Source organism: Siminovitchia jepli, assembly GCF_047228825.1.
Lineage (GTDB): Bacteria > Bacillota > Bacilli > Bacillales > Bacillaceae_C > Siminovitchia.
Genome location: NZ_JBFEGN010000007.1, coordinates 23,280 through 48,217 on the forward strand (window position 1 = coordinate 23,280; position 24,938 = coordinate 48,217).

Annotated in this window: 27 protein-coding genes, 1 pseudogene and 1 riboswitch; of the genes and pseudogenes, 22 read left to right on the top strand and 6 right to left on the bottom strand. The window is 45.2% G+C overall.

The window, feature by feature from the left end; all coding sequences use genetic code 11:
• Positions 1-420 precede the first annotated feature (420 nt).
• The 4 genes from AB1L08_RS05250 to AB1L08_RS05265 are packed head-to-tail and all read left to right on the top strand — an operon-like array spanning position 421 to position 5,050.
• Positions 421-1,410 carry an ABC transporter substrate-binding protein gene (locus AB1L08_RS05250; protein WP_489686519.1) on the top strand — a complete coding sequence of 330 codons (990 nt, stop codon included), beginning with the start codon at positions 421-423 and terminating at the stop codon, positions 1,408-1,410.
• A 15-nt stretch (positions 1,411-1,425) separates the two neighbouring features.
• On the top strand, positions 1,426-2,556 hold the full coding sequence (locus AB1L08_RS05255; RefSeq protein WP_413063614.1) for an ABC transporter ATP-binding protein: 1,131 nt from the start codon (positions 1,426-1,428) through the stop codon (positions 2,554-2,556).
• Positions 2,553-4,253, top strand: a complete 1,701-nt coding sequence (locus AB1L08_RS05260) for an ABC transporter permease (protein WP_413063615.1) — start codon at positions 2,553-2,555, stop codon at positions 4,251-4,253. The genes AB1L08_RS05255 and AB1L08_RS05260 overlap by 4 nt, the downstream gene beginning before the upstream one ends.
• A gap of 20 nt (positions 4,254-4,273) precedes the next feature.
• The gene (locus AB1L08_RS05265; RefSeq protein WP_413063616.1) at positions 4,274-5,050 is read left to right on the top strand and encodes an HAD-IIA family hydrolase; all 777 of its coding nucleotides are present in this window, start codon (positions 4,274-4,276) and stop codon (positions 5,048-5,050) included.
• 31 nt (positions 5,051-5,081) lie between these two features.
• On the opposite strand, the gene AB1L08_RS05270 is transcribed toward AB1L08_RS05265, so the two are convergent.
• Entirely contained in the window at positions 5,082-5,645 is a 564-nt protein-coding gene (locus tag AB1L08_RS05270; RefSeq protein ID WP_413063675.1) for a glycerol-3-phosphate responsive antiterminator, read from the bottom strand.
• Positions 5,646-5,808: 163 nt separating this feature from the next.
• On the opposite strand from AB1L08_RS05270, the gene AB1L08_RS05275 reads away from it, so the two are divergent.
• Positions 5,809-7,386 carry a glycerol-3-phosphate dehydrogenase/oxidase gene (locus tag AB1L08_RS05275; RefSeq protein WP_413063617.1) on the top strand — a complete coding sequence of 526 codons (1,578 nt, stop codon included), beginning with the start codon at positions 5,809-5,811 and terminating at the stop codon, positions 7,384-7,386.
• Between the two features lie 83 nt (positions 7,387-7,469).
• On the opposite strand, the gene AB1L08_RS05280 is transcribed toward AB1L08_RS05275, so the two are convergent.
• Positions 7,470-9,554, bottom strand: coding sequence for a molybdopterin-containing oxidoreductase family protein (locus AB1L08_RS05280; protein WP_413063618.1), 2,085 nt, complete (start codon positions 9,552-9,554; stop codon positions 7,470-7,472).
• Between the two features lie 315 nt (positions 9,555-9,869).
• Positions 9,870-9,989: riboswitch (SAM riboswitch) on the top strand.
• 98 nt (positions 9,990-10,087) lie between these two features.
• Between AB1L08_RS05280 and AB1L08_RS05285 the strand changes: the two genes are divergently transcribed.
• The 15 genes and pseudogenes from AB1L08_RS05285 (at position 10,088) to AB1L08_RS05355 (ending at position 20,683) form a co-directional block, all read left to right on the top strand.
• Positions 10,088-10,237, top strand: coding sequence for a YezD family protein (locus tag AB1L08_RS05285; RefSeq protein WP_413063619.1), 150 nt, complete (start codon positions 10,088-10,090; stop codon positions 10,235-10,237).
• 176 nt (positions 10,238-10,413) lie between these two features.
• Positions 10,414-10,865 (top strand): annotated as a pseudogene (gene msrA / locus AB1L08_RS05290) (peptide-methionine (S)-S-oxide reductase MsrA).
• Positions 10,866-10,894: 29 nt separating this feature from the next.
• Positions 10,895-11,725 (top strand): MetQ/NlpA family ABC transporter substrate-binding protein, encoded by an 831-nt coding sequence (locus tag AB1L08_RS05295; RefSeq protein ID WP_413063620.1) that lies wholly within the window; start codon positions 10,895-10,897, stop codon positions 11,723-11,725.
• On the top strand, positions 11,722-12,723 hold the full coding sequence (locus tag AB1L08_RS05300) for a methionine ABC transporter ATP-binding protein (protein WP_413063621.1): 1,002 nt from the start codon (positions 11,722-11,724) through the stop codon (positions 12,721-12,723). Before AB1L08_RS05295 ends, AB1L08_RS05300 begins: the two co-directional genes overlap by 4 nt.
• Position 12,724: 1 nt before the next feature.
• A complete protein-coding gene (locus AB1L08_RS05305; protein ID WP_413063676.1) occupies positions 12,725-13,366 on the top strand; it encodes a methionine ABC transporter permease in 642 nt (213 codons plus the stop codon).
• Between the two features lie 21 nt (positions 13,367-13,387).
• A complete protein-coding gene (locus AB1L08_RS05310) occupies positions 13,388-14,413 on the top strand; it encodes a CoA transferase subunit A (protein ID WP_413063622.1) in 1,026 nt (341 codons plus the stop codon).
• Positions 14,414-14,415: 2 nt separating this feature from the next.
• The gene (locus AB1L08_RS05315; protein WP_413063623.1) at positions 14,416-15,174 is read left to right on the top strand and encodes a CoA-transferase subunit beta; all 759 of its coding nucleotides are present in this window, start codon (positions 14,416-14,418) and stop codon (positions 15,172-15,174) included.
• 19 nt (positions 15,175-15,193) lie between these two features.
• Positions 15,194-15,979 (top strand): CoA transferase subunit A, encoded by a 786-nt coding sequence (locus AB1L08_RS05320; RefSeq protein WP_413063624.1) that lies wholly within the window; start codon positions 15,194-15,196, stop codon positions 15,977-15,979.
• Positions 15,972-16,703 (top strand): CoA-transferase subunit beta, encoded by a 732-nt coding sequence (locus tag AB1L08_RS05325; protein WP_413063625.1) that lies wholly within the window; start codon positions 15,972-15,974, stop codon positions 16,701-16,703. Before AB1L08_RS05320 ends, AB1L08_RS05325 begins: the two co-directional genes overlap by 8 nt.
• A 115-nt stretch (positions 16,704-16,818) precedes the next feature.
• A complete protein-coding gene (locus AB1L08_RS05330) occupies positions 16,819-17,271 on the top strand; it encodes an OsmC family protein (protein ID WP_413063626.1) in 453 nt (150 codons plus the stop codon).
• Between the two features lie 178 nt (positions 17,272-17,449).
• The gene (locus AB1L08_RS05335; RefSeq protein ID WP_413063627.1) at positions 17,450-17,662 is read left to right on the top strand and encodes a YjzC family protein; all 213 of its coding nucleotides are present in this window, start codon (positions 17,450-17,452) and stop codon (positions 17,660-17,662) included.
• A 177-nt stretch (positions 17,663-17,839) separates the two neighbouring features.
• Positions 17,840-18,745 carry a M23 family metallopeptidase gene (locus AB1L08_RS05340; RefSeq protein WP_413063628.1) on the top strand — a complete coding sequence of 302 codons (906 nt, stop codon included), beginning with the start codon at positions 17,840-17,842 and terminating at the stop codon, positions 18,743-18,745.
• 91 nt (positions 18,746-18,836) lie between these two features.
• Positions 18,837-19,259 (top strand): DUF2935 domain-containing protein, encoded by a 423-nt coding sequence (locus AB1L08_RS05345; protein ID WP_413063629.1) that lies wholly within the window; start codon positions 18,837-18,839, stop codon positions 19,257-19,259.
• 102 nt (positions 19,260-19,361) lie between these two features.
• Positions 19,362-20,270: a DMT family transporter gene (locus AB1L08_RS05350; protein WP_413063630.1), complete on the top strand. Its 909-nt coding sequence runs from the start codon at positions 19,362-19,364 to the stop codon at positions 20,268-20,270.
• Positions 20,271-20,434: 164 nt separating this feature from the next.
• A complete protein-coding gene (locus AB1L08_RS05355; protein ID WP_413063631.1) occupies positions 20,435-20,683 on the top strand; it encodes a hypothetical protein in 249 nt (82 codons plus the stop codon).
• Positions 20,684-20,924: 241 nt separating this feature from the next.
• Here AB1L08_RS05355 and AB1L08_RS05360 read toward each other — a convergent pair whose 3' ends face one another.
• Positions 20,925-21,179 (bottom strand): hypothetical protein, encoded by a 255-nt coding sequence (locus AB1L08_RS05360; protein WP_413063632.1) that lies wholly within the window; start codon positions 21,177-21,179, stop codon positions 20,925-20,927.
• Between the two features lie 7 nt (positions 21,180-21,186).
• Positions 21,187-21,378 carry a hypothetical protein gene (locus AB1L08_RS05365; RefSeq protein WP_413063633.1) on the bottom strand — a complete coding sequence of 64 codons (192 nt, stop codon included), beginning with the start codon at positions 21,376-21,378 and terminating at the stop codon, positions 21,187-21,189.
• A gap of 154 nt (positions 21,379-21,532) precedes the next feature.
• On the opposite strand from AB1L08_RS05365, the gene AB1L08_RS05370 reads away from it, so the two are divergent.
• Positions 21,533-22,039 (top strand): hypothetical protein, encoded by a 507-nt coding sequence (locus tag AB1L08_RS05370; protein WP_413063634.1) that lies wholly within the window; start codon positions 21,533-21,535, stop codon positions 22,037-22,039.
• A 41-nt stretch (positions 22,040-22,080) separates the two neighbouring features.
• Here AB1L08_RS05370 and AB1L08_RS05375 read toward each other — a convergent pair whose 3' ends face one another.
• Positions 22,081-22,461 (bottom strand): hypothetical protein, encoded by a 381-nt coding sequence (locus AB1L08_RS05375; protein WP_413063635.1) that lies wholly within the window; start codon positions 22,459-22,461, stop codon positions 22,081-22,083.
• Positions 22,462-23,099: 638 nt separating this feature from the next.
• Between AB1L08_RS05375 and AB1L08_RS05380 the strand changes: the two genes are divergently transcribed.
• Entirely contained in the window at positions 23,100-24,065 is a 966-nt protein-coding gene (locus AB1L08_RS05380; RefSeq protein ID WP_413063636.1) for a 2-hydroxyacid dehydrogenase, read from the top strand.
• A 75-nt stretch (positions 24,066-24,140) separates the two neighbouring features.
• Here AB1L08_RS05380 and AB1L08_RS05385 read toward each other — a convergent pair whose 3' ends face one another.
• Positions 24,141-24,932, bottom strand: a complete 792-nt coding sequence (locus AB1L08_RS05385) for a putative hydro-lyase (protein ID WP_413063637.1) — start codon at positions 24,930-24,932, stop codon at positions 24,141-24,143.
• Between the last annotated feature and the right edge of the window lie 6 nt (positions 24,933-24,938).

The window sequence follows — 24,938 nt, forward strand, 5'->3', positions numbered from 1 at the left end:
AGAAGGGATACATTCTTTTATCAAGAAGAATATGAAACAAGTAAACATTCCGAAACGAGGGACGAGCCCCTTGTTTCGGATATTCTTTTTAAAAACGTTGGGATTTGTTGGATGATTTCCCTGCAAGGCTGCAATTGCTTGTGAATAAGTGAACAAAATAAAAAATTGTCAACAATGCCAAGTATTCTTTTTTTCTGAATTTGTACTTGATGTTTTATAGAAATAGAGTATAATAAATATAAATCTAATATAAGGCAGAGACGATGAGATGAACGCCTGAATTGAAAACCCTTACGAGTAAGCGGGGTTTCTTTCAGTACGTTTATCTCATTTTTTTGTCTTAGTTATCAAACTTATCAGGGGGGGAACGAAGTGAAAAAGGTAATAGGATTCGTGGCGAGTGTTTTTTTGGCTGCTGTCATGTTGGCAGGGTGTGCAGGTGATTCGTCGGGATCGGGGGAAGGCGGCGAGAAGGGCGATGGGCGCATAACGCTCTATTCGCCTGAAACACCAGATATGACGAAAGAATTGAAGCAAAAGTATGAAGAACTAAATGATGAGACAGTGGACGTGCACTATGCAGGTACAAATGTTCTTGTCAATCAAATGATGGCGGAGAAGGATAACCCGAAGGCCGACGTTTGGTATGGCGGTGGAGGTATTCTTCCTTTCGAGGCTGCGGTGGATAAAGGAATCATCGGATCCTATGTGCCAGATTTTGCCGCTGATTGGGATGTCGTTGAAGACGGAATAAAAGTGAAGCATGAGGATGGCAAATATGTCGGTGTGGAAATCTTTGTACTTGGATTTTCCTATAACACTGAACTTGTCTCCGAAGAAGAAGCACCAAAAACTTGGGAAGATTTACTTGATCCGAAATGGAAAGGAAAAATCCAATTCTCCAATCCAGCAGCTTCCGGCACAGCTACCTTAATGGTTATGAGCCAGATGATGCAAAAGGGAGAAGACGAAGCTTGGAAGTATTTTGAGAAACTTGCTGAGCAGGCAAACTCTATGCCGGATTCAGGTTCAGCTCCTACAAAAGCGGTATCTATGGGGGAAGCCCATATTGGAGTAGGTTTCGACTTCATGGCGTATGAATTAAAAGCCAAGGGCGAAAGTGTTGATTTTGTTGTTCCTGATAAAACCCCCATTCTTGTTAACCCTGTATCGGTTGTTGAAGGGGGTCCGAACGAGGAGGGCGGCAAAAAGTTTATTGATTTTCTTCTATCTAAAGAAGGGCAGGAAGTATTGGCAAATTGGTACCATATTCCAATTAACCCTGAAGTAGAATCTAAAACACCACTTACTTTGGATAACGTAAAATCACATGCGGTTGATCTTGATATTGACTGGGTGAATGAAAACTATGACCGTATCCGGAATGAATGGAAAGATAAATTTCAGTAAAAGGATGAACGAACAATGGGGTCAGTTAAAATCAAAAGTTTAACAAAGAAGTTCGGGGATGTTACTGCCTTGGATGATATCAACCTCGATATTCGGGAAGGCGAATTTTTCGCCCTTCTCGGACCATCGGGTTGCGGCAAGACTACGACAATGAGATGTATCGCGGGATTCGAGGTTCCTACAGGTGGTTCTATTTACATAGGTGATCGCGAGATGAAAGGGATTCCGGCCAACAGGCGAAATTGCGGGATGGTGTTTCAAAGCTATGCCTTATTTCCGCATATGAACGTTTTTGACAACGTTGCATACAGCTTGAATATTAAGCTGTTGAATGCTAGCAAATTGTTTGCAAAACTTCCGATATACGCACGCCTTTTATCAAAACGGCTTGGAAAGTCCCCAAAGGATATTGAAAACAAAGTAATGGAAATGCTTCGTTATGTTGAACTCGACCAGTATGCAGATCGCTTGACGAGTGAGCTTTCCGGAGGCCAGCAGCAGCGTGTCGCATTGGCGCGGGCACTAGTCATGGAGCCGGCCGTGCTTCTGATGGATGAGCCGCTTTCCAATCTCGACCAAAAGCTTCGCCACTCGATGCGGAATACAATCCGCTCCATTCAACAGGATCTTGGAATTACAACCATTTTTGTTACGCATGACCAGGAGGAAGCAATGAGTATGGCGGACCGAATTGCGGTTATGGATCATGGGAAGGTTATCCAAGTTGGAACACCGACAGATCTATATAGTCAACCGGCGACATCATTTATTGCAGATTTTGTTGGAACGTCCAATATTCTCAAAGCTACAGTTGATGGAAAAGAGAACGGATTGACAGTTGTAAAAGGGGACGGGTTCGTGTTGCGTTCCTCAAACGGGACGGATAAAACCGAGGTAGATGTCATTATTCGGCCTGAGCATGTGAAGGTGGCTGATGCAAATAAAACAGTACACGGAGATAATAAAAACGTTATTCAGGGAACGGTTATCATGGCCACATATCTTGGTTCAATCGTCCGATATGACGTTCAAGTCGGAAGCTATCAGCTCATTGTTGATACAACGTATTCAGCCGGAACAGGCATTTTTGAAGAAGGAAAAAAGGTGAAACTTACGGTAGAACACGAGAGGGTGCTATTGATATGAAAAATATGAAAGGGGGATTTAATGGCCTTACGGTCGTGAAAGTCCTGATTTATATATTCTTTGGACTATTCTTGATTCTTCCGCTTATTTCCGTTATTCTCGTCAGTTTTACCGGACAGCCCATCAATCTGCTTGGCTCGCTTACCGATCCGGCTACGTTCAGTTCCACGGTGGAGAAACTTAAAGGGGCTTCTTTTGATCATTATAAAAAGATATTTACAACAAAGAGTTACTTTGCTGCATTGAAAAATAGTTTACTGCTTTCATTTTTAGTAACGATTATAGTAACTATCGTCTGCATTCCGCTCGCTTACGGCATTGCACGTACCAAAATGCCATTCAAAAAAACGATATCAGCATTATGTATGGTTCCGCTTATTGTACCGACCTTTATTTCTGCGTATGCATTCATTATCATGCTTGGCCGCTCAGGCTGGGTTACCCAGATTTATAATGCGCTTGGCGGAGAAGGGATGTTGATTGATCCGTATTCCATGTCAGGGATCGTACTCGTTCAGGTTTTTTTCTTTTTTCCATATGCACTTTGGCCGCTCGTTGCCGCGTTTAAGGTAAGTGATTTGAGCTTGGAAGAAGCCTCGCAAAATCTTGGTGCGAAAAACTTTTTCACCTTCGCGTTTGTAACGTTTCCGCTTGCATTGCCTGGCATTATTTCAAGTGCGCTGCTTATTTTTACTGTAAGTTTTTCAGATTTTGGCACCCCGATCATTTTGGCTCCAAAAGAAACAAATTTGCTTGTCGTAGAAGCTTACCGTGAAATGGCCGGTTTTTTCAACTGGGGAGGGGCAGCCATTTTAACCGTCGTTATGGTGCTTGTAGCCGGCTTCTTTTTTTGGCTGCAGCATTTGTTTACAAAAGGAAAGAATTACGGAACGGTTTCAGGAAAGCCGAAGCAGCAAAAGCTTAGTGAAAATAAACTATTAAATTGGACACTTGCGATTTATTCCATGCTTGTTGTGCTCGTTCCTTTGCTGGCGATGATTTCAATAGCCATCCAGTCTTTTGCCACAACGTGGGGAAAAGATCCGCTGCCGAACGGGTATACACTGCAGCACTATAAAACGATTTTCTCAACTTCGTTGGGGAATATTCAAAACAGCATTATTCTGGCGTTGGGCGCGCTTGTGCTCAGTGTTATTATTTCAACTTTCGTTTCGTATTTCGTTGTCCGCCAACATTCTTCTTCGATGGACTTCATCGTGTCAATCCCGTTGGTTGTTCCAGGGATTGCCTTTGGCATTGCGCTTATTCAAACGTTTAATACTGCTCCGCTTCAATTAACTGGAACAGCCATCCTGCTTATTATCGCATATGCGATTAGGCGACTCCCATACATGATACGGTCGACGATGGGAACAATGCGTGCCATCAAGCAGGACATCGAAGAAGCTGCCATTAATCTCGGGGCCACACAGCTTACAGCTGCAATGACGATTATAGGACCGCTTATGCTTCCGGGAATAGCGGCTGGATCAGTTCTTGTTTTTGTTACCGTTATTAAGGAAGCAAGTGTTTCAATCCTGCTCGCCCCGGCCGAATGGGCGCCAATGAGTTTGGCGATCTTCCAAAATATCTTGCGCGGAGAATATTATACGGCCGCAGCCATGTCTGTTGTATTGGTTGTCCTTGTGCTTCTGTTACAGGCACTTGCAAACCGACTCGGGCAAAAGAAGCTATAGTAGACTACAGGAGTGACAGTATGAAAGGGTTTATCTTCGACCTGGATGGAACGATCTATGTCGATAATGAAATGATTGAAGGAGCAGCTGACGCCATCCATAGGCTGAAATCCCGTGGTGATCGTGTAATTTTTCTGACAAACAAGTCGATAGCGCGCCGGATTGATTATGTTGAAAAGCTCAAGTCGCTTGGGGTAGATGTCACTTTAGACGAAGTAATTAATTCCAATTTTATAACGGCAAAATATTTAAAAGATAACATGGAGGCGGGGGATACAGCTTATGTTATTGGGGAGGAGCCGTTGTTTGACGAGCTGGCGGAAGAAGAGATCAGTATTACGAAGGATCCGCAACATGCCTCCCATGTCGTTATCGGTTGGGATCGAAATTTTGATTATGATAAGTTAAACAGCGCTTTTCAGGCATGGAGAAATGGTGCAAAAATCATTGCAACGAATCCGGACAGGACTTGCCCGATTAAAGAAGGAGAAATCCCCGATTGCGGTGCGATGATTGGCGCCATTGAAGGGGCCACAGGAGAAACGGTCACAATAGTTACGGGAAAGCCATCCCCCCTTATGGCCAGCTATGTATTGGATAAAGTTCTTCGGCTTCCCGCAGAAAACGTGTACATGGTTGGGGACCGGCTAGAGACGGATATTCGGATGGCGAATGAAGCAGGGATGAATTCTGTTCTTGTCATGACGGGAATCACGAATTCATCGATGCTGGAAAGGGCAGCGGACAGTCCCAAATATACACTCTCCAGCGTGAAGGATATTGATCAGATTGAATAAAATGATTGGCTTAAAGATTGATGGTCATCATTTACAAGTCGTAATTCCACATAGCAGGATTTCCGGAAGATACTGCGAGTGCTCCGGCTTTCAGGGCGTCATGTACTTCCTGGAGTTCAGAGACAAGGCCACCGGCGATAATGGGATAAGGAAGCTCGATTGTAAGCCGATCAACAATTTTCGGCAAAATACCCGGCATGATTTCGACAGCATCGGGACTGCATGATTTGACCATTTCAATCCCTTTGTATAAGGCGCTGCGATCCAGAAGAAAGATCCGTTGAATGGTCATGAGGCCCATTTCTTTGGCGAATTTGACCATGCTGCCTTTTGTGGTTATGATTCCTTTCGGCTTCCATGCCTCTGCAATAAAGTTAACCGTACTGCGGGAATTGGAAAGGCCATCAATAAAGTCGAGATGGAGAAAAACATGTTTTCCCGCTTCTTTCAGACGGGTAATGTAATGTTCCGCAGATAAGAGGTTGCCCGTGAGCAGGAAAACGATATTCACGTTGCTTTTTAACGCTATATCCAGGTCTGCTTCACTTTTGACTGAAGCAATAATTTGTGATTCAACCATGTCTTCGATTCTCATATATTCCAAATCACACCCTTCTTTGTTGATAGTTTAAGTTTATCACATAACTGTTTTGTGCAAAATATAATATAAGGTCAGAGATTCTGAGAAAGGGCCATTGCAGTCCCCCGTTTTCAAACGGGGTGATTGTAAATGGCCTTTATTATATGGAGGATTTTAAATGGGAACATTTTCATTTAAGGAACGAAAACAATTGATGGAGCATCTCGGTGAAACCAAATACGATGTGATCATTGTAGGAGGCGGTATAACAGGAACGGGCATCGCACTTGATTGTGTGACAAGGGGGCTGAAGACCCTTCTCGTGGAGATGCAGGATTTTGCAGCGGGTACATCGAGCAGGTCGACAAAGCTGGTCCACGGAGGACTGCGGTACTTGAAGCAGTTTGAAATAAAGATGGTTGCAGAGGTCGGAAAGGAGCGGGCGATTGTTTATGAAAATGCACCCCATGTGACGCATCCGGAATGGATGCTGCTGCCGATCTATAAAAAAGGGACATTTGGAAAGGTTTCAACTTCTGCAGGACTGCGGGTATATGATTTTTTAGCCGGAGTCAAAAAGAATGAACGGCGCAAAATGTTGACACGGGAAGAAACCCTTGCGAAGGAGCCGCTTTTAAAGAAAGATGGTCTCCTTGGAAGCGGCTATTATGTTGAATATCGGACGGACGATGCCCGCCTGACAATGGAAGTGGCAAAGAAGGCTTTTGAAGAGGGGGCTGACCTGCTGAATTATACGCAGGCCGAAGGCTTCCTTTATGAAGGCGGAAAAGTTTCAGGTGTTAAGGTGCGAGATGTGTTTACAAATACAATATATGAAGCAGCAGGCCGAAAGGTTGTCAATGCAACAGGGCCATGGGTGGAGAAGATGATTGAAAAAGACAGAAAGATAAAAGGGAAGGGCCTTACACATACCAAAGGTGTGCATATCGTTATGGATAAGGAAAAATTCCCGCTCAGGCAGGCAGTCTATTTTGATACACCTGACGGCCGGATGGTATTTGCGATTCCGAGAGACGGAAAAACGTATGTTGGCACAACGGATACTTTTTTTAATGGTGACCTGAAAAATCCTCCGATTACAGAGGAAGACAAGGATTATTTAATGTCTTGCATCCGGTTTATGTTCCCGGAACTTGGAATAACGAAAGATGACATTGAATCTGGATGGGCCGGAGTCAGACCGCTCATTCAGGAAAAAGGCAAAGGGCCGTCCGAGATATCCCGCAAAGACGAAATTTGGGTGTCAGATACCGGATTAATCACGATTGTGGGAGGGAAGCTGACCGGTTACAGAAAAATGGCTGAAACGGCAACAGATATGCTGGCAAAACAGCTTGAGCAAGAGGGGATTCAAAGCGGACCATGCGTAACAAGAAATCTTCGCCTTTCCGGCGGACATTTTACGAATCCGGCCGAATATGAAAAGTCTATTGATGAGAGAAGCCGAAAACTTCGGGAAATTGGCCTTCGTCAAGAGGAGGCACGAACAATTGCGGCGGTATATGGAACAAACGCAGATATGGTTGCATCGATGAAGGAAAAAGTTCTGCCGGACGAAGAACTGCCGTTGGCAATTAAATTGCTTGTTCATTACGCTGTGCTGTACGAAATGGCAATGACGCCCGAAGATTTTTTTGCACGCAGAACCGGGGCAAGCTTCTTTCGTTTGAATTGGCAGAAAAAATGGGAAGACGCCGTAACTGCGTATATGAAAAAGCTTTTTGGAAACCTGTAGTGTCCGGTTGGAAAGAGGCATTGCATTGTAAAAAGCCCTTGGTGCCTGATCAGCCTTGAAACCAAGGGCATCATTCTTTGCACTTATGCTTTACTCCATTCTTTACCAGTCTTCAGTTGATCTCCTGCAGCCACCTTCTCTGCATTTACCTTTCCTGAGAAAAACACGGCGCCGCCGCCCATGTCAGCTTCCCGGTCCGGTGTCAAGGCATTCACAAGCCGTTTTGCTCCATGGGCATCGGCCCAGAGGCCTTGGGTGACCAGAACGCCTGGAAGAACCTGATCCCCGACAGATGCCGGCAATTCACATTCTCCCCGGTCATTCCAGATGCGGACCCAATCACCGTTTTCAATGCCAAGCCGCAGCGCGTCTTCCTGGTTGATGAACAGCTGCGGTGATTTTTCCAATCTGACATGTTTTTCGTTATTGGAAAAAGTGGAGTTTAAAAAGTTATGGTTCGGGCCGGGCACGAATAGAAAAGGATAGTCCGAATTTTCCTCTTTCAACGGTATGTGCGTCGGCAGCGGCGGGTGCCCATCCAGTTCCATCCTTTTCGAATACAATTCAATTTTTCCGCTCGGTGTGTTCAAACGCTTCAAACGGTTTTCCGGAGTACGTGCTTTGACAAAGCGTTTTTCTTTAAGTTCTTTCAATGTAATGTCAGGAAAATAAGGATTTGGCACATCACTGATCGCCTGGCGGATCATGTCTTCATCACTGTCTTTAAAAGCTTCTTCATCAAATCCCATTACTGCCGCCAACAGCCTGAACACTTCCGCATTCGACTTGCTTTCTCCATAAGGAGGAATGACCGGCTCCTGTAAATGCAAATAGAGATGCCAGTAAGATGTATATATATCCGTATTTTCAAAGGAGGACGTTGCCGGCAATACGATATCCGCATACGCCGCCGTTTCCGTCAAAAACAAGTCATGGACGACCATGAAGAGGTCATCACGCAGCAATCCTTTTCTGACTTTGACGGAATCCGGAGCAACGACGGCAGGATTGCTGCTATATACAAATAAGGATCGGATCGGGTTTTCCGTCTCTAACAGGGCTTGCCCCAATTGAATCATGTTAATCGAGCGGGTTGGCTTTTTTTGCAGATCCGGCCGTTGCAATGCCCTCGTGTTGTAATTCAAGTAAGCCGAGTTTGATTTCACTGCTCCTCCGCCTTTCAGCAGCCATTGGCCCGTTAAAGCCGGAAGACAGGCAATGGTCCTGACAATCATGCCGCCATTGTCATGGTGCTGAAGCCCGTTGCCGATCCGGATCATGGAGGGGGCAGTGGAACCGTACAGACGGGCAAGTTTATAAATATCTTCCGCCGGAACTCCTGTAATGCCAGAGACAACTTGAGGGTCATATTGCTTTACATGGTGCTCCAGTTCCTCGTACCCTACTGTATATTCTGTTAAAAACTCCCGGTCTACTAAATTTTCTTTATATAATACATGCATGATGCCCAGCGCCAATGCCGCATCGGTTCCCGGAATAACCGGAATAAACCAATCCGCCATGCGGCCGGTCCGGTTTTTATGGACATCTATGACAACGAGCTTTGCCCCTTGCTTTCTCGCTTTTTGTGCGATCATTACCTGGTGCATATTCGTACTTGCAGCATTGATTCCCCAAAAAACAAACAATTTTGTTTCCGTCATTTCTTCGGGATCCGTGCCAAAACTGCTGCCCATCGTATACCTATATCCCACAGCTCCGGCATCCGAACAGATCGTCCGCTCCAACTGGCTCGCACCGAGACGATGAAAAAAGCGCCTGTCCATTCCTTCTGAATGAATCCTGCCCATATTTCCGTAAAAGCTGTAAGGCAAAATGGATTCCGGACCTTCCTCCGAAATGATTTTTTTCCAGCGGTCGGAAATCGTCTCAATGGCCTCCTGCCAGCTGATCGGGATAAACTTTCCTTCGCCCTTTTCTCCAACACGCTTTAAAGGTGTTTTTAATCTTTTTTCGTCGTAAAGGCGGGCTCCCATATTCCGCACTTTGTTGCAAATGCTTCCTTTCGTTATGGGATGGTTGGGATCTCCGTCAATTTTTACGATCTTCCCGTCTTTTTTATGGACAAGCAGTCCGCATTGATCCGGACAATCAAGAGAGCAGACCGAAGGAAATATTCCGTCTTTTTGATGTGCCAATGATTCCATTTCGAGCATCCCCTTAGATAAAATAATGATATAGATTATACCACACCACAGCTGATACGTCGTTGTACCGATAAACTTTCTTTCAGAGATTGGCCGATGGCTTCACGGCAGCACAAATGACCCTTTGGCGGTTAGTTGTAAGTTCAAATGATCAAGGAATGGGCACACGAAACGACCGTCGTGGGCCATATAGCAAAAAATGGTACAAAAGTTTGGAGGCCCAAAGCAATAAAATTGAAAAAATTGGTTGACAGCCAAAACATTTCGGAATAAAATAGGTTTCAACGTTCCAAATGACAATTTCATTATTTCATACTCTTATGAAGAGAGGCGGAGGGACTGGCCCGGTGAAGCCTCGGCAACCATTGAATATACTTTTATATATTCAAACGGTGCCAATTCCAGCAGATTTTTTAAAAGTCTGATATATAAGAGGCAAAGCTGATGATTCTAATTAAAAGCGGAGACCTCTTATTGTGAAGGGGTCTTTTTCTTGTATATCGGGCGATTTACAATCAAAGGAGCTGAGAGGAATGGGGGAAAAAGTAAAAGTAGATAACGAGAAGTTGAAAGTGATTGCGGAAGCCCTCGGCAATTTGCGTTTCGGTGAGCTGCAAATAACGGTTCACGAAGGGAAAATTGTTCAGATCAACCGGATCGAAAAGAAGCGGTTTCCAGCATGATACATGATGAATATACTGGGAAGCTGACCGGACAACCGGAGGCCTCTTGATTTGCGCAAATTTGCTTGCTAAAGGCATATTTGTGTTGATCAAGGGGTTTTTTAAATGGAAAAAAGGAGAATAAACATGTCTGACGCGGAACTTTTGCAACCTTTGCGAGCGGCTGTTTTTGGTGCATGATCCAACCATTTGACACTCAGCCGGGGATTGAGAAAGTGGTTTCCGGTTATACTGGCGGGACGTTTGAGAACCCGACGTATGAACAGGCATGCACCGGGATTAATCGGCCATGTGGAAGCAGTACAGATTTCGTTTAATAACCAAGTATTTTTATATGAAAAGTTAGTTGGATCGTTTTGGCAGCAAATTGACCCAACAGATGGGGGCGGCCCATTCAAAAGCAGCGGATCATCCTATCAGACAGCTATTTGTGATCATTCCGAAAAACAAAGAAGAATTGCCGGGGAATCGAGAAGGAAGCCGGGAAATAGCGGGAGGTTTAAGTATCCCGTTGTTACGAATATTTTGCAGCGGATCCTTTCCATCCCGTCAGAATCACGATAAAAAGAATCCGGAAAAATACGCTTCCTTCAAGGAAGAGTCCGGAAGGGCGCTGTTTAAATACTAACAATTCATCATTAAAGGGGAAACATCAGAATGAGAAAAACATTGCTTACCATTAGTCTAATTTTCAGCCTGTTGGTGTTAGGAGCGTGCGGAAGCACTGCAGCCAACGAGGATAAGAAAGAAATTACCATCGGTGCAACTGCAGGTCCGTACAGTGACCAATTGCGGGAAGGCATTATCCCGATCCTTGAAAAGGACGGATATAAAGTGAAAATCGTTGAGTTCAATGATTATATTCAGCCCAATGTCGCTTTAAACGAAGGGGAAATAGATGCCAACCTGTTCCAGAACAGAATATACCTCGGGCAGTTCAATAAAGACCATGACATGGACCTGGTTGCGCCTTATGCGGTGCCGACAGCTCCCATTGCCCTCTATTCCAAAAAGCATACGTCTTTGGATGATGTAAAGGAAGGCATGACCGTGACGATGCCGAATGATCCGACCAACTTGGCCAGATCCCTGAATATGCTTGCAGATTTCGGTTTGATCAAAGTGAATGAAGAGGCCGATCCAACAGTCGTCTCTGAAAAAGACATCGTGGAAAATAAGCTCAATTTAAAAATCAAGCCAATCGATCCGGCCCAAACACCGCGTTCACTGGGAGACACAGATTTTGCTTTCATAAACGGAAACTTTGCGCTTGCTTCAGGATTGAAGCTGGATGAAGCGGTTGAAATCGAAAAAACACCGGAAGGGTATTTAATTTATGTAACGCTCAGAAAAGAAGATGTTGATAAACCATTCGCAAAAGCATTGGAGAAAGCTTACCACTCAGATAAATTTTTGGACTTTACAAACAAGAAGGCAAAAGGGTACGTAAAACCGCCTTATCAAGTGGAAAAGGAGGCAAATGAATGATCGGAATTGAAAATGTGACGAAACGATACAAACATGTGACGGCTGTCAATGATGTCAATCTGACCATTCGCCAGAGGGAGATCTTTGGGATTATTGGCTACAGTGGTGCCGGGAAAAGCACATTGCTCAGATGCTTGAATCTGCTGGAAAGGCCGACAGAAGGAAAGATTTTGATCGACGGCAAAGATTTGACGGCATTGTCGGATCGGGATGTCCGGAAAGAACGCCAAAAGATCGGCATGATTTTTCAGCATTTTCATTTGATCAGTTCTAAAACCGTTTTTGACAATATCGCTTTTTCATTAAAAGCGGCGGGCAAGACGAAAGAAGAAATTAAGAAGCGTGTCCCGGAACTGTTGGAGATGGTCGGGCTGTCCGATCGCGGCGATCACTATCCTGCCCAGCTATCCGGCGGTCAAAAGCAGCGGGTCGGCATCGCCCGGGCACTGGCCAATGAACCGAAAGTACTCCTGTGCGATGAAGCTACTTCAGCGCTTGATCCGACAACAACAAAGTCAATTTTGCAACTGTTGAAAACAATCAACGAAACGCTTGGGATCACCATTATTTTAATTACACATGAAATGGAAGTGGTCCGGGATATTTGCCATCGGGTAGCCGTCATGGAAAATGGCAAGGTCGTCGAATTGGCTGATGTATATGATATTTTTGCCAATCCGAAAACGGCTCTGTCCAAACAATTTGTTCAAACGGTCCATTCTTTGGCACTGCCTGAAAGACTGCTTGCGGCCAGAAAGGGGACGATTGTTCAAATCATTTTTCAGGGCGATTCAGCCGAAGAAGCGGTCATTTCGGAGACATTAAGACAATTTGATGTATCTGCCAATATTCTTCATGGCCAAATCTCCTACATTCAGGACCGTCCGCTGGGAACACTCATCATTGAAATGACCGGCAATCACGCGGAAGTCCAGCAAGCGATTGACTATATCACGAAACGGACAAATCTATTGGAGGTGCTCGCCGGTGTTGCTTGAGATGGTGCATGAATTCGGAAAAGCCTTCCTGGAAACTTCATGGATGATGGGAATTGCCGTCGCTTTTGCGGTTATGATCGGCGTCCCGCTGGGCATCGCCCTTTTTGTCACAAGCGAAGGCATGTTCTGGCAAAACCGCTTCATGCAACACGTGGCGGGAAGCATCATTAATATTATCCGTTCCATTCCTTTCATCATTTTGCTCGTTGTCCTTATCCCATTTACAAAATTGATCCTGGGAACAACGATGGGCCCGGCGGCCGCGAGTGTCTCGCTTACCGTCGCTGCCATCCCTTTTTACGCACGCCTGGTGGAAACATCTTTGCGCGAAATTGATAAAGGGGTGATCGAAGCGGCAGAATCATGCGGTGCTTCCCCGTGGCTGATTATAAAAGATGTCTTGCTTCCCGAAGCCAAACCGGGGATGATTGCCGGTCTTACTGTCACGGTGATCAGTCTATTAAGCTATTCGGCGATGGCCGGAATCGTCGGCGGGGGCGGAATCGGCGACTTGGCCATTCGATTCGGCTACTACCGTTTCCAAAACGATGTCATGATTGCAACGGTCATCATACTGGTCATTCTCGTTCAATTGATCCAATTTGCCGGAGACCGGGCGTCAAGGGCAGTGGATAAAAGATAATTTTTCAAAAGGAGGAAAAACATGGCGCAAACCATTGTAAAAGAAGGACTCTCATCAAAGCTCCATGGTTGGGAGCATCCTGACAAAATGAGAGAATTTCGTAAAAACCATAAATCACTGGTAAAAAAAGATAAGACGACGACATTGAAAGAGGCAGTGGCACGGGGCGTAAAAGCAGGAGACTATATCGTTTTCGGCGGCATGGGATCGGTGCGCAACCCGATTGCCGCGGTGCATGAAATCATCCGCCAAAAAACAGGGGATCTGACGATCGGAACGAAAGGATCACAGCATGACTGGCAATTGCTGGCGGCAGCGGGAAACATCACAAAAGCAGAGGTTTCCTACGGTTTTGCGGACGAAGTGCGCGGATTGTCACTCCCGGCGAGGAGGGCAGTTGAATCGGGGCGGTTAAAAGTGTTATCCGAGACAACAAATGCCGGCTTCCAGTGGCGTTTTACCGCTGCGATGAAAGGTCTTTCTTTTTATCCGACACGGTCATCACTCGGTACGGATACCTTGCATTACAGCGGATCGAAAACAATCATCGACCCTTTTACAAATGAGCCGGTGGAGCTGCTGCCCGCCTGCTATCCGGACGTAGCAGTTATCCATGTCCATCGTGCGGACAAATACGGAAACTGCCAAATTGAGGGTAATGTCGCAGAAGATATTGAAATTGCGCACGCGGCTAAGTTTGTTCTTGTGACAGCAGAAGAAATTGTCCATGATGAAGTATTTTCAAACCGTCCGGACTTGACGAAAATTCCTTACTTCGTTGTTGATGCGGTTGTCGAAGTGCCATATGGTTCCCATCCGAATCAAGTCCCAAGGCTTTATTCCTTTGATGAAGATCATTGGCAAATTTGGCTGGATGCGTCCGTCAGCGAAGAAGGTGTTGACAAGTACTTGCAGGAATACGTATATGGCAGCGAAGACCACTTTGCGTATTTGGAAAAAATCGGCGGCGTCCGTGAGTTAAGGCAATTGGAAAAGATCGAACATCAATTGGCGCCATATCCAAAAGTGGCGAAAAGGAGAGGGTAAACATGGCAAACGATACAGAAAAAATGATTATTGCTGCATCACGTCTGCTGCCCAAGGATACTGGCGTTTATGTGGGAACGGGAATGCCGCTGCTTGCTTCGGTCCTTGCATTGAATACTCATGCACCTGATTTGCTGCTCGTTTATGAAGGCGGCGGGGTCGGAGGGAAGCCGACAGGAAGGCTGCCAATCCAAGTAAGCGAGTCATTGACGTATGAAAACGGCGTGACGGTCGGTTCGATGGACTATGTGATGAGCCTCGCGCAGGCCGGCTGGATCCGCTACGGATTTTTGGGCGGTGCCCAGATCGATCAATACGGGAATTTAAACACAACGGTAATCGGTGATTGGGAAAAGCCGAAAGTGAGACTGCCCGGCTCCGGCGGGGGTGCGGACATCGCTTCTTTATGCGAACGGACAATCATAATCATGGGGCAGGATAAGAGAAAGTTTGTTTATCAACTTGACTTTTTAACAAGCCCCGGCTATCTGAATGGGCCGGGCAGCCGCACGAAAGCCGGATTGCCGGCCAATACAGGGCCCTATCGCGTCATTACGCAGATTGGTGTGTATGGATTTGCTGAAAAAACGAAAAAAATGACCCTGCTTCACCTGTTTGAAGGCCACACACTGGAAGATGTACAGGCCAACAGCAGCTTCCCGATTGAAATCGCCCCAGACTGGTCTTATTTGGAGCCGCCGACAGCAGCGGAACTGGAAACATTGCGGACTTTGGATCCCGACGGAGTTGTCATCGCATAAAAAAGAAGGAGGAAAGCAGATGTCAAAACAAACAAGTTTAAAAGAAGCAGCTGCAGCCGTTGAAAGCGGTGCGTTGCTGGCATTGGGCGGAAATGCGCTGCACCGTTCTCCGGTGGCGTTTGTAAAAGAGTTGATCCGCCAGGAAAAGAAGGACCTTTCCGTCATTAAGACGGCCGGCGCCCTGGATGTTGATCTTTTGGCAGCGGCCAAATCACTGAAGTCCGTATATGGCGGGTATATCGGTTTTGAAATGTTTGGATTGGCGCAAAGCTATCGTAAAGGCGTACAAAAAGGAGACATTACGGTACATGAACATGCGTGCGCAAGTGTAATCGCAGGTCTTAGGGCAAGCATTTACGGCGTGCCTTTCCAGCCGATCAACGGATTCCAGGGAAGCGAGCTTCCCGAGCTTACAGGAGAAGTTCGCTGCGTTACCTGCCCTTTTACGGGTGAAAAAACAGCTGTAGTTCCCGCGCTGCGTCCGGATTACACGGTGATTCACGTAAACATTGCCGATGAAAAAGGAAATGCATTTATCGATGGTGCCGTATTTGAAGACTTGATCATGGTACGGGCGGCCAAAAAAGTGATCGTTACGGCCGAAAAAGTGATTGACTCCGAAAGCTGGACTGTCAGGCCACAAGTTCCCGGCTTCCTCGTTGAGCATGTCGTTCTGGCCGAAAACGGGGCGGCTCCCGGAAGCTGTGCCCCTTATTACTCCATCGACAAAGCGGGAATGATCGAATACTTACAGGATTCTGAAGCGTACGTAGAAAAAGTAAAGGAGGCTGTATCTTATGTCTAACGTTCAAGCTGCCGATTACATCACGGTTGCCATGGCCCGTCTGATTGCAGACGGCGAACGCGTCTTTCATGGCGTCGCTTCCCCCATGCCTGCGGTTGCGATTCAACTGGCGAAAAAGCTGCATGCCCCAAAAGCGGTTTACCTGAGCATCCCTGGTGGAGTGGACGCCTGGCCTTCAGCTTTTTCAAGCTATTCTTCTGCGGATCCGGGATTACGGGAAGGATCGATTTCTGATTTTCCGCTTTCGGATATTTTCGATTTGTCGGCCCGGGGCGGGCTTGATGCAGCTTTTTTGAGCGGAGCGCAAATAGACGGGTACGGGCGGCTGAACTTGAGTGCAATCGGAACATACGACACGCCGAAAGTACGCTTGCCGGGCGGAGCCGGCAGTGCGGCATTGCTTCCAACCGTCAAAAGAGGCATTCTTTGGAAAACGAACCACGACAAACGAAGTCTCGTGGAAAAATTGGATGTTGTGACAGCTGCGGGCAATACAGAATTCGTTATTACTCCGCTTGGCATTTTTAAAAAATCCAAGGAGGATGAGCGTCTGCGTCTGTATGCCATTTTTCCGACCAGCTCTCTGGAAGAAATTCAAGAGAATACGGGGTTTGCAGTGGAAAAGCACGAAGAGTTTACCGACTTTGCTCCCCTCACAGAAGAGGAGTTGGCACTGCTGGAATCAATTGACCGCCACGGAACAAGGTACAGTGAATTTAAATAAAACATGTAAGTATTTCGGTCATCCCGATATGTGTGAATGTTCGCAAGCATTTTGGTTGATCGACAAGTATTTGAAAAACGGAAAATAAATTTCAATATGAAAGAGGTAGGTACAAATGGCAACAGCACAATTAACGAAAGTTAACACAAGCGGAAAATGGGAAACAGGATTGCAAACTTCCATTTTGATCAGAGATTTTAATAGAATAATCGTGGATGAACCAGTAAGCCTCGGGGGAACGGATGAAGGGCCAAATCCGGTCGAATTGGTATTGGGCGGTTTATCCGGCTGCACATCCGTCATGATTGCCCTTATCGCAAAGGAACAACAATTTTCGTATGAGGGTGTGGAATTTAAAAATGAAGGAGTCCTGGATTTACGGGGACTGCAGGGAGTGGAAGGAATTTCTCCGCACTTTCAATCAGTTCACTACAAGGTACAAATTAAAACGGATGAAAGTGAAGAGAAAATTGGCGCTTTAAAAAAGGAAGTGGAAAAAAGGTGTCCTGTTTTGAATTTGTTGGTTGATGCAGGTGTTAACGTTCAGGGTGAATGGGTAAAGGCCTAATAGGATGAAGCCGCCCTGAAGCGGCTTTTCCCCCCTTGGCTTGTCTGAGCCTGTACATGTCTGATGCAGTATTACCTATGTAAAAAAGGTTTTTTTCATTACACTATCCATTTTGGCCGTGTTTTTTGATATAATAACATTTGATGTTTTGCAATATATGTAAAGAGAGGTTTTTGTCATGAGCAGATTTGTTAAATCAGGTGAAGCAGCACCAGTTGCTGGCACTTATGTAGAAGCTGGACACGGCGGGGGAAAAGTAAAAAACGGCCAGCGCATTGAAGTGGAAAAAGGTGAAACTCTTCCGGAATTAAAAACCTATACGGTCACAATCAACCATAAAGGGGAAGAGAAAAAAAGGGAGCGCCAGCACGTCTGGTTGCTGGAGAAATAACAATTGTTTTCATAAAAAAGGCACTTGGAGTCCAAGTTGAATCCAGGTGTCTTTTTTTTGTGCAAATGTATATAACACATACAGGAATGGCACAAGCGGAAAATGAACATTTTTGTATATCATCCGCCGACGCTATTCTATGAAAAAACGATTTCATATGGTAAAGGGGTTGATAGCATGGCATATGTGTTTGAGGGTTACCGTGTTACATCGCCCTATGGTTGGAGGATCAATCCATTGGGGCAGAGCAGGGAATTCCATGCCGGCATTGATTTGGTCAAAGCGGACAAGGCGCCTATTGCCGCCTTTACGGAAGGAACGGTTTTGTTTGCAGGACCCGGAAAAGCCGGCACCGGTTTGGGAGGCTACGGCAATGTAGTTGTCATCAAGGATAAAAACGGGCGGGCTCAACTGTATGCCCACTTGGACAGAACGGCCGTAAAAACCGGAATGTTCATTAAAAAGGGCCAAATCATCGGTTATCAGGGGGCGACAGGCCAAGTAACGGGTTCCCATTTGCACTTTGAAGTCCGAAAAAAAAGTTCGCCGAATTATGGGTGGGAAGTCAATAAGGAGCAATCCACCTTATCCCCGGAAACCTATCTCCAGTCCTATGATCCCGAGAAAGAGACGCAAGCGGCAGGTCCGGCATATAAAGTAAATAAAACTGTTCCCGGCTATTTAACGGCATCTGACGCCAAGCATCGCAAAAATAAAAAAACAACAGTCAAACCGGGAACTTACCAAGTGTATAACATTTCGGACGGCATGATTAATGTAACCACCAAAAAAGGCATTCCGGGAAGCTGGATCAATCCGCTGGAAAATGTCGTGCATGCAGCAGTGCCCAAACAGAAAAAACGCCTCATCCTATCCAAAACTTTTTCTTCATGGCGCGTCTATCCGCTGAACAAAGCTCCGGTAAAGGGAAACGAAAAAGGATTTCTTAACCCGGGAAAATTTGGGGGTTTGGAATATGAAATTCTCGGAAACCCGCAAAAAGATGTGTATACAATACAGACGAAGGATTTTGGAAAGGTGAAAATTTACGCGCCTGGCAGTACAGGGGCTATGATCAGATAGCCGGATATTTAAAGTTTTCTTTTCGTAAATAAGCAACTAGAAGAATATAGTTGTCCCCCTCCCATATATTGAAAATGGGAGGGGATTTGGCATGCAGTTTTATTATGGCCCGCAAATGCCGCTGCGTATATTGGATGAGGCGGAATTTTGGAAGCACCAGGAAGAAGAACATACAGTAGTCATTCGGGAATTGGTGACAGGGTTGGAGGCGGAATTCGTCGAAGCGCTGTTTGAATGGGAAAAAGCGCTATCCAAAACCCATCAGCAAGTTGTCAGTTTTATCGAATCTGTCATCCGTTCCGGTTCCTATATTCCTGTCCAATTGTATCAGCAAGTCCTTCAACTTGTAACATTTTGCCTTGAGGAAAGTGAACGTTTTATCGAGTTATGCCTGCAGATAAAAAATGACAGTGATGTTGTTGCAAAAAATCAAACGGCTGTTGTCGTCCTGGACCACATTATACGTGAATCGGAATATTTTATTGGAATCGCACGTGCACTGCTGGCTTCCTGATAATATACTAGTCTTGGGGCTTGAATGGTCCCGGGGCTTTTCATTTTTTGATAGAATAAAATAAAAAGCTGCCTACATAAAAAAAGAATGGAGGGCATCTTTATGTATCCCTACATATTATTGATTTTTACCGTGATTTTTTACGCAGGAAACATCCTTGTAGGAAAAGCCATTAATGAATTGCCTCCAGTTACCATTACTTTCTTCAGGCTTCTGACGGCTTTTATTGTGTTATTCCCTGTCGGTGCTGCGGGGGCCTGGCGGCGCCGGTCCGAATTGATGGAACATAAAAAGCCGCTGCTGATCATGACCTTGACGGGCATTTCTCTTTTTAACGTCTTTTTATACGGTTCCCTGCAATTTACGACTTCTACAAAGGTGGCTGTCATGGAAGCTGTCATTCCAGTTGTAACAGTTATTTTGAGCACCTATATGTTAAAAGAACGTTTAAAAGTTCTCCAATGGGCAGGCATTCTGCTTTCATTGGCAGGAGCAGTCTGGGTCGTCATGAATGGCAAGGTGCTGCAGCTTGCCGCGGTCGGCTGGAATATTGGGGATGCCATCATGGTCGGGGCTGTGCTGGCATGGTCCATATATACAATCGCCGTAAAGAAATATATGCATTTATTCCCTTTATACGGCACCTTGCTTGTTATGTCGGGCTTATCCCTTATCCTCCTGATGCCTTTTCTCGTCATCGAATGGTTTGTTACGGGGATACCCGTTTTTACGGTTCCCAATGTTGGGGGGCTTTTATTTTTGGGCATTTTTCCGTCTGTTCTTGCGCTTATTTTTTACAACCGCGCAGTGGAAATGTTAGATCCATCACGGGCGTCCATATTCTTGAATTTTCTTCCTGTCGTTACGATGATTGGCGCGTATTTTTGGCTTGGGGAAACAGTCACCGCGGCACAAATTGCCGGGGCGCTGGCCGTTATCGGCGGCGTGTTGCTGACGACCAGGGGAAAATCCTCCGGTGACAAGCTGAAAAAAACGAAAAACGAGGTCTAATCGAGATCTTTTTTGCAACAAAACACCCTATTTCAATGTCCGTTTTGGGCATGCAGTTTGCCCTCCGATATGTACAATTCTTTTTTGGATGTGCTGATGTTTTCACGTAATGGTTTGTTTTTCATAAGATAGGTACCATGAACGGATGAAGAGGGGGAAAAGTGTTGCCTTCCATTATTAATTTAGGGTTAATGAATGTAAATTCTCCACAACAAAACTCGGCCGTTACTGTCGGGGAAGGGATTATCACCGGGATGGATGCCAACAGAAAATACAATTTGGCATTTGGGGGTACATTTGGTTTCTTTAATAATTTAATGGCAAATGTAGCCAATAATTTAGATCCTATGGATGGCGTTGACGGGGTCATCTTTGATCAGGACTTAAAACCAAATTTAGGCGGAAACTTGTAGGCAAGAAAACGCTAAAATTCTATCGCCATTCCTTGCAGTGGTTATCGCCATTGTTTGGGATGTTTTTTTCATTTTTGGATCGGAAAGGTCCGCGGCAGGGCCATAACCATCATTTCCGCAGAGCAAGTTCCTTCCCATTTCCCTGAAAGAAGTCTCCCCTTCAAGCTGAGCCAAGTGGTGAATTAGTTTTCAGGGGACTTGCCCTTAAATGCTCCCTGGCCAAAAGAAAAAACCCTTTCATTCAAGGGTCTGCCGGGGAATCCGGCGAATTTTCCTCTTTTTCAGTTAAATCTTCCCCGGAATGAGTCAGAGAAGCACTCATTCTGGAAAAATTGTTTCGATTCCCGTGAATATTGCCCAATCCCTGGTTATGTTTTTTGCTGCTTTGAAAGTCCTCTATAAAGTTATTGCCAATACTAAAGCAAGATGCCGCTTCAATACTCCCAATACTGATCGTGCCGATATGAAAGGTTGGGGATAAAACAGGAGATCCCACAGATCATTCATCCTTCCTTTGTTTCGGTTTTACTCCACAAGCTTTGCCGAACCTTATTTTCGTTTCCGGATAACGCTCCAACCACCTCATTATGGACTCTTTCGCTCCGAAACTGTTGATGTGTGTTTTTTTTGCCAAGGAACACCCCGCCGGATGTACCGATAGTCGTAATGCTAATATCTCCCAATGTAAGCTTCAAGGCCTGCAACTCCTTTTTCCATTAGGCTATTCAATTTGCGGGGGAGTTGCCACAAAACGTTTGTATATCCGTGCGGCTTTCACTTTATTCCTGGGAAAAACATATCGTGTAGAAAGTAACGAAAAACTGCCGGTCAGAAGCGTGGTGAAAAAAAATGGCCCATTTTTTTGAATTTAAATTTGACGGAAATATTCATGTTCAATCCATGAACAGGCAATCCGGCATTTTTATCGGGGAACAAAACAAAGCCATTGGCTGGAATGCTCATGGAAAAGCCAATAATGTCATTGGAAGTGTCGGAGGAAGGTCGAATCTGCTTTGCCAAAATGTATTCATCCTGGAAGACCCGGATTTCATTGATACCCCCATTGATGACCGGGATATAAATCTTTCGATTGAACACCCGGGGAATGAAAACACATCAAACCTTAATTTCGATCATATCAATGTGAACACCATGCAGCAAAATTCGCTTGTTACAATGGGAGAAGGACATATAACCGGCATGGACGCCAATGAAAAGTCGAATCATTCGCTTGGGAATATATTCGGAAACGAAAATCAGACGAAATATAATGTCAATATTAATTATGACCAAGATGTAGTCGATGGGATTATAAATGATCAAGATATCAAAGTGGCTAACGTTAAAAAAGAATAGTCAGCCATTGTTGTGAAACCTGTAGCCTGTAGAAGTTTGAATTAACGCCGGCATTTCCTCCGAATCCCCTGCCTTCGTTTCTGGCTTGACGTTTTTTTATCCATCTTTTGACCAAGTGATGCGGCAAATTCCTCGGATCCGCTAATATTCGTACCGATCAGCAACTTCCCGCTTAACTCATCAATCTCAATATTGTCTAAACGAAAAATGATGTTTTCAAGATGATCGATTTGGACATGGTCAAAGTGAATCGTTTTGCCGCCGGATTCCTCTTTGGGCTGTTGAGGCTGCTCCTGTGGCTGCTTTTGCAGTTGTTGTTGTTCAAGTAGTTCAATCATCCGGTCCAATTTTGCCAAAATCAGAGAGTTTATTTTGTCCTCTTTTTCTTGCTGTTTGTTAATGAAAGAAAAAAATTTGAACATAAACTCCCCTCCTTGAAGGACCCGAAACATGGGAATCCGTAAACTCCCCACATTATATGAGTAAATGACAGCTCTTATACGATCCCCATACCAGCCTGTATTGAAGCAAAAACCGGGAGTCAGCCATGTTCGGGGCAAAAGCAAAGGGAAATAAGAGAAGGACAAACAAAAAAACGGAGCATAATCGAATAGTGAAAGGCGATCTTCCCGACGGAGGGTCGCCTTATTTTTCTGTAGCGCCCTGCCTTATTTTCTTGGAATGGGGAATAAAGGGGAATAAGAAATATTTGAAACGATTGACTAACAATTTTTTGCATTGATGTAAAAAAGTGAGCTGTTATACAAATGATAAAACAATTTCTTCGATTATAATAACATCTTTCATTGTCTATGGCGCACTCCCGACAATAGCCATTCGCAAAGGAGACCGTGGTATTATAAAAAAGCAAGCGGGGCAAAAGGCATTGCCTTGAAACAATGCGGGTGCCGAAATTTTTTCTCAGGAGCTTTTTATGATGGAAGCTTCTTTTTTATGAATTTCTTTTTAAAAATAAGGAACTTCTGCTTTCTTCTTTATTTTCAGGTCGTGAATGTTAAAATGAGTTTGAGAGCAATGATGAAACAGGGAGGAAAGAGCCATGAGTAAACCAAAAGTATATATCACGCTTCCCGTTGCAAAAGAAGTGGAAGATTATATTTCCGAGCATTGCGAAATCCGCAAATGGGAAGGAAAGGAACCGATTCCGCGAGATACCCTTCTGCAAGAACTGACCGATATCGACGGGCTGATGACGACCGGAAGAAGAATTACCGAAAATCTTCTCAACCATGCGCCCAACCTGAAAGTTGTAAGCAATGTTTCAGTAGGCTATAACAACTTTGATTTGGAAGCCATGAAAAAAAGGAATGTGATCGGGACGAATACACCGCACGTTTTGAATGAAACTGTTGCCGACCTGGCTTTTGGCCTGATTCTTGCTTCAGCGCGCCGCATTGCCGAGTTGGACCGTTTTGTCAAAGAGGGAAAATGGGGACCGACAATGGGGGATGATCCGTTTATGGGCATGGATGTGCACCATGCGACCCTCGGCATCATTGGAATGGGCAGAATTGGCGAAGCGATTGCAAGAAGGGCAAAATTCGGCTTTCATATGGATGTCCTTTATTATAACCGGCATCAAAAGCCCGAGGCAGAAAAAGAGATCGGTGTTACATACAGTGATTTTGAAAAATTGTTAAAGGAATCCGATTTCGTGCTATTAATGACACCGCTTACGCCGGAAACCCATCATTTAATGGGGGAAAAAGAATTTAGGCTAATGAAAAAGACAGCGATTTTTATCAATGTTTCCCGGGGCCAAACAGTTGATGAGCAGGCTTTGATCCGTGCCTTGCAAAATAAGGAAATTCATGGGGCCGCACTGGATGTTTTTGATCAAGAACCTGTTGAAAAAGACAATCCATTGCTCCAAATGGCAAATGTTGTGACGACACCGCATATTGGGTCTGCCACCCAAAAAACAACTGATGCCATGGCAATGCGGGCGGCCAAGAACCTGGTTGCCGTCCTGACCGGGAAAGATCCCATCGATCCCGTTCAATGATGATGATAAAAGCAGCCCGAAAACGAAAAGCACCGCCAAGTGTAAAACCATTCAGCAATTGGCGGTGCTTTTATATTACATGATGCTTAAGTGATCATTTTTTAAATCGGTAATAAACATGTGCCCAGGGGCGTGTGTGATCATGATTTCCGGTTTTACCTGCATGGCTACGGCCTGCGGGGTGACACCGCAAGCCCAAAATACGGGAATTTCACCTTCCTTGATCGTTACACTGTCGCCAAAGTCGGGTTGATTAATATCTCGTATGCCGATTTGTCCAGGATTCCCTACATGAATGGGGGCTCCGTGGACGTCCGGAAAGCGGCTCGTTACCTGCACAGCCCGAATGGCGTCTTTGGCAGGCATCGGCCGCATGCTTACGACAGTCGGGCCTTCAAAACGTCCTGCTTTTTTACAGGGAATATTCGTTTTATACATGGGAACATTGCAATCTTCTTCAATATGGCGGATTGGCACGCCGTTGTCCAGCAGCGCTTCTTCAAAGGTGAAGCTGCAGCCAAGAAGAAAAGCGACCATATCCTCATGCCAAAGAGCAACAATATCTGTCCGTTCCTCTGTCAATTCACCGTTGCGGTATACCCTGTATTTGGGAAAATCGGTTCTGATGTCAGCATCTGGAGCCGACAATTCGGGAACGAAAGAGCCGGGCTCTGTCACATCGATTAACGGGCAAGGCTTCGGATTCCGTTGGCAAAACAAGAGGAACTCAAAAGCCATTTCTTTTGGAAGTATGGCCAAATTTGCTTGTACAAAGCCGTGAGCCAATCCTGATGTCGGTTTCGTCCATTCATTATTGCGGATGAGGTGTCTGATGTCCGATGGTTTCCTGAGTTCCATTGAGCACATATTGGT

Excerpts from the sequence above, each read along its gene's own strand:
- AB1L08_RS05285 (WP_413063619.1), top strand. The coding sequence starts at position 10,088 with ATGGGGGAAAAAGTAAAAGTAGATAACGAGAAGTTGAAAGTGATTGCG.
- AB1L08_RS05270 (WP_413063675.1), bottom strand. The coding sequence starts at position 5,645 with ATGAGAATCGAAGACATGGTTGAATCACAAATTATTGCTTCAGTCAAA.
- AB1L08_RS05315 (WP_413063623.1), top strand. The coding sequence starts at position 14,416 with ATGGCAAACGATACAGAAAAAATGATTATTGCTGCATCACGTCTGCTG.
- AB1L08_RS05345 (WP_413063629.1), top strand. The coding sequence starts at position 18,837 with ATGCAGTTTTATTATGGCCCGCAAATGCCGCTGCGTATATTGGATGAG.
- AB1L08_RS05255 (WP_413063614.1), top strand. The coding sequence starts at position 1,426 with ATGGGGTCAGTTAAAATCAAAAGTTTAACAAAGAAGTTCGGGGATGTT.
- AB1L08_RS05335 (WP_413063627.1), top strand. The coding sequence starts at position 17,450 with ATGAGCAGATTTGTTAAATCAGGTGAAGCAGCACCAGTTGCTGGCACT.
- AB1L08_RS05250 (WP_489686519.1), top strand. The coding sequence starts at position 421 with ATGTTGGCAGGGTGTGCAGGTGATTCGTCGGGATCGGGGGAAGGCGGC.
- AB1L08_RS05380 (WP_413063636.1), top strand. The coding sequence starts at position 23,100 with ATGAGTAAACCAAAAGTATATATCACGCTTCCCGTTGCAAAAGAAGTG.
- AB1L08_RS05350 (WP_413063630.1), top strand. The coding sequence starts at position 19,362 with ATGTATCCCTACATATTATTGATTTTTACCGTGATTTTTTACGCAGGA.
- AB1L08_RS05325 (WP_413063625.1), top strand. The coding sequence starts at position 15,972 with ATGTCTAACGTTCAAGCTGCCGATTACATCACGGTTGCCATGGCCCGT.
- AB1L08_RS05305 (WP_413063676.1), top strand. The coding sequence starts at position 12,725 with ATGGTGCATGAATTCGGAAAAGCCTTCCTGGAAACTTCATGGATGATG.
- AB1L08_RS05295 (WP_413063620.1), top strand. The coding sequence starts at position 10,895 with ATGAGAAAAACATTGCTTACCATTAGTCTAATTTTCAGCCTGTTGGTG.
- AB1L08_RS05320 (WP_413063624.1), top strand. The coding sequence starts at position 15,194 with ATGTCAAAACAAACAAGTTTAAAAGAAGCAGCTGCAGCCGTTGAAAGC.
- AB1L08_RS05330 (WP_413063626.1), top strand. The coding sequence starts at position 16,819 with ATGGCAACAGCACAATTAACGAAAGTTAACACAAGCGGAAAATGGGAA.
- AB1L08_RS05300 (WP_413063621.1), top strand. The coding sequence starts at position 11,722 with ATGATCGGAATTGAAAATGTGACGAAACGATACAAACATGTGACGGCT.
- AB1L08_RS05280 (WP_413063618.1), bottom strand. The coding sequence starts at position 9,554 with ATGGAATCATTGGCACATCAAAAAGACGGAATATTTCCTTCGGTCTGC.
- AB1L08_RS05385 (WP_413063637.1), bottom strand. The coding sequence starts at position 24,932 with ATGTGCTCAATGGAACTCAGGAAACCATCGGACATCAGACACCTCATC.
- AB1L08_RS05370 (WP_413063634.1), top strand. The coding sequence starts at position 21,533 with ATGGCCCATTTTTTTGAATTTAAATTTGACGGAAATATTCATGTTCAA.
- AB1L08_RS05310 (WP_413063622.1), top strand. The coding sequence starts at position 13,388 with ATGGCGCAAACCATTGTAAAAGAAGGACTCTCATCAAAGCTCCATGGT.
- AB1L08_RS05265 (WP_413063616.1), top strand. The coding sequence starts at position 4,274 with ATGAAAGGGTTTATCTTCGACCTGGATGGAACGATCTATGTCGATAAT.
- AB1L08_RS05375 (WP_413063635.1), bottom strand. The coding sequence starts at position 22,461 with ATGTTCAAATTTTTTTCTTTCATTAACAAACAGCAAGAAAAAGAGGAC.
- AB1L08_RS05340 (WP_413063628.1), top strand. The coding sequence starts at position 17,840 with ATGGCATATGTGTTTGAGGGTTACCGTGTTACATCGCCCTATGGTTGG.
- AB1L08_RS05260 (WP_413063615.1), top strand. The coding sequence starts at position 2,553 with ATGAAAAATATGAAAGGGGGATTTAATGGCCTTACGGTCGTGAAAGTC.
- AB1L08_RS05275 (WP_413063617.1), top strand. The coding sequence starts at position 5,809 with ATGGGAACATTTTCATTTAAGGAACGAAAACAATTGATGGAGCATCTC.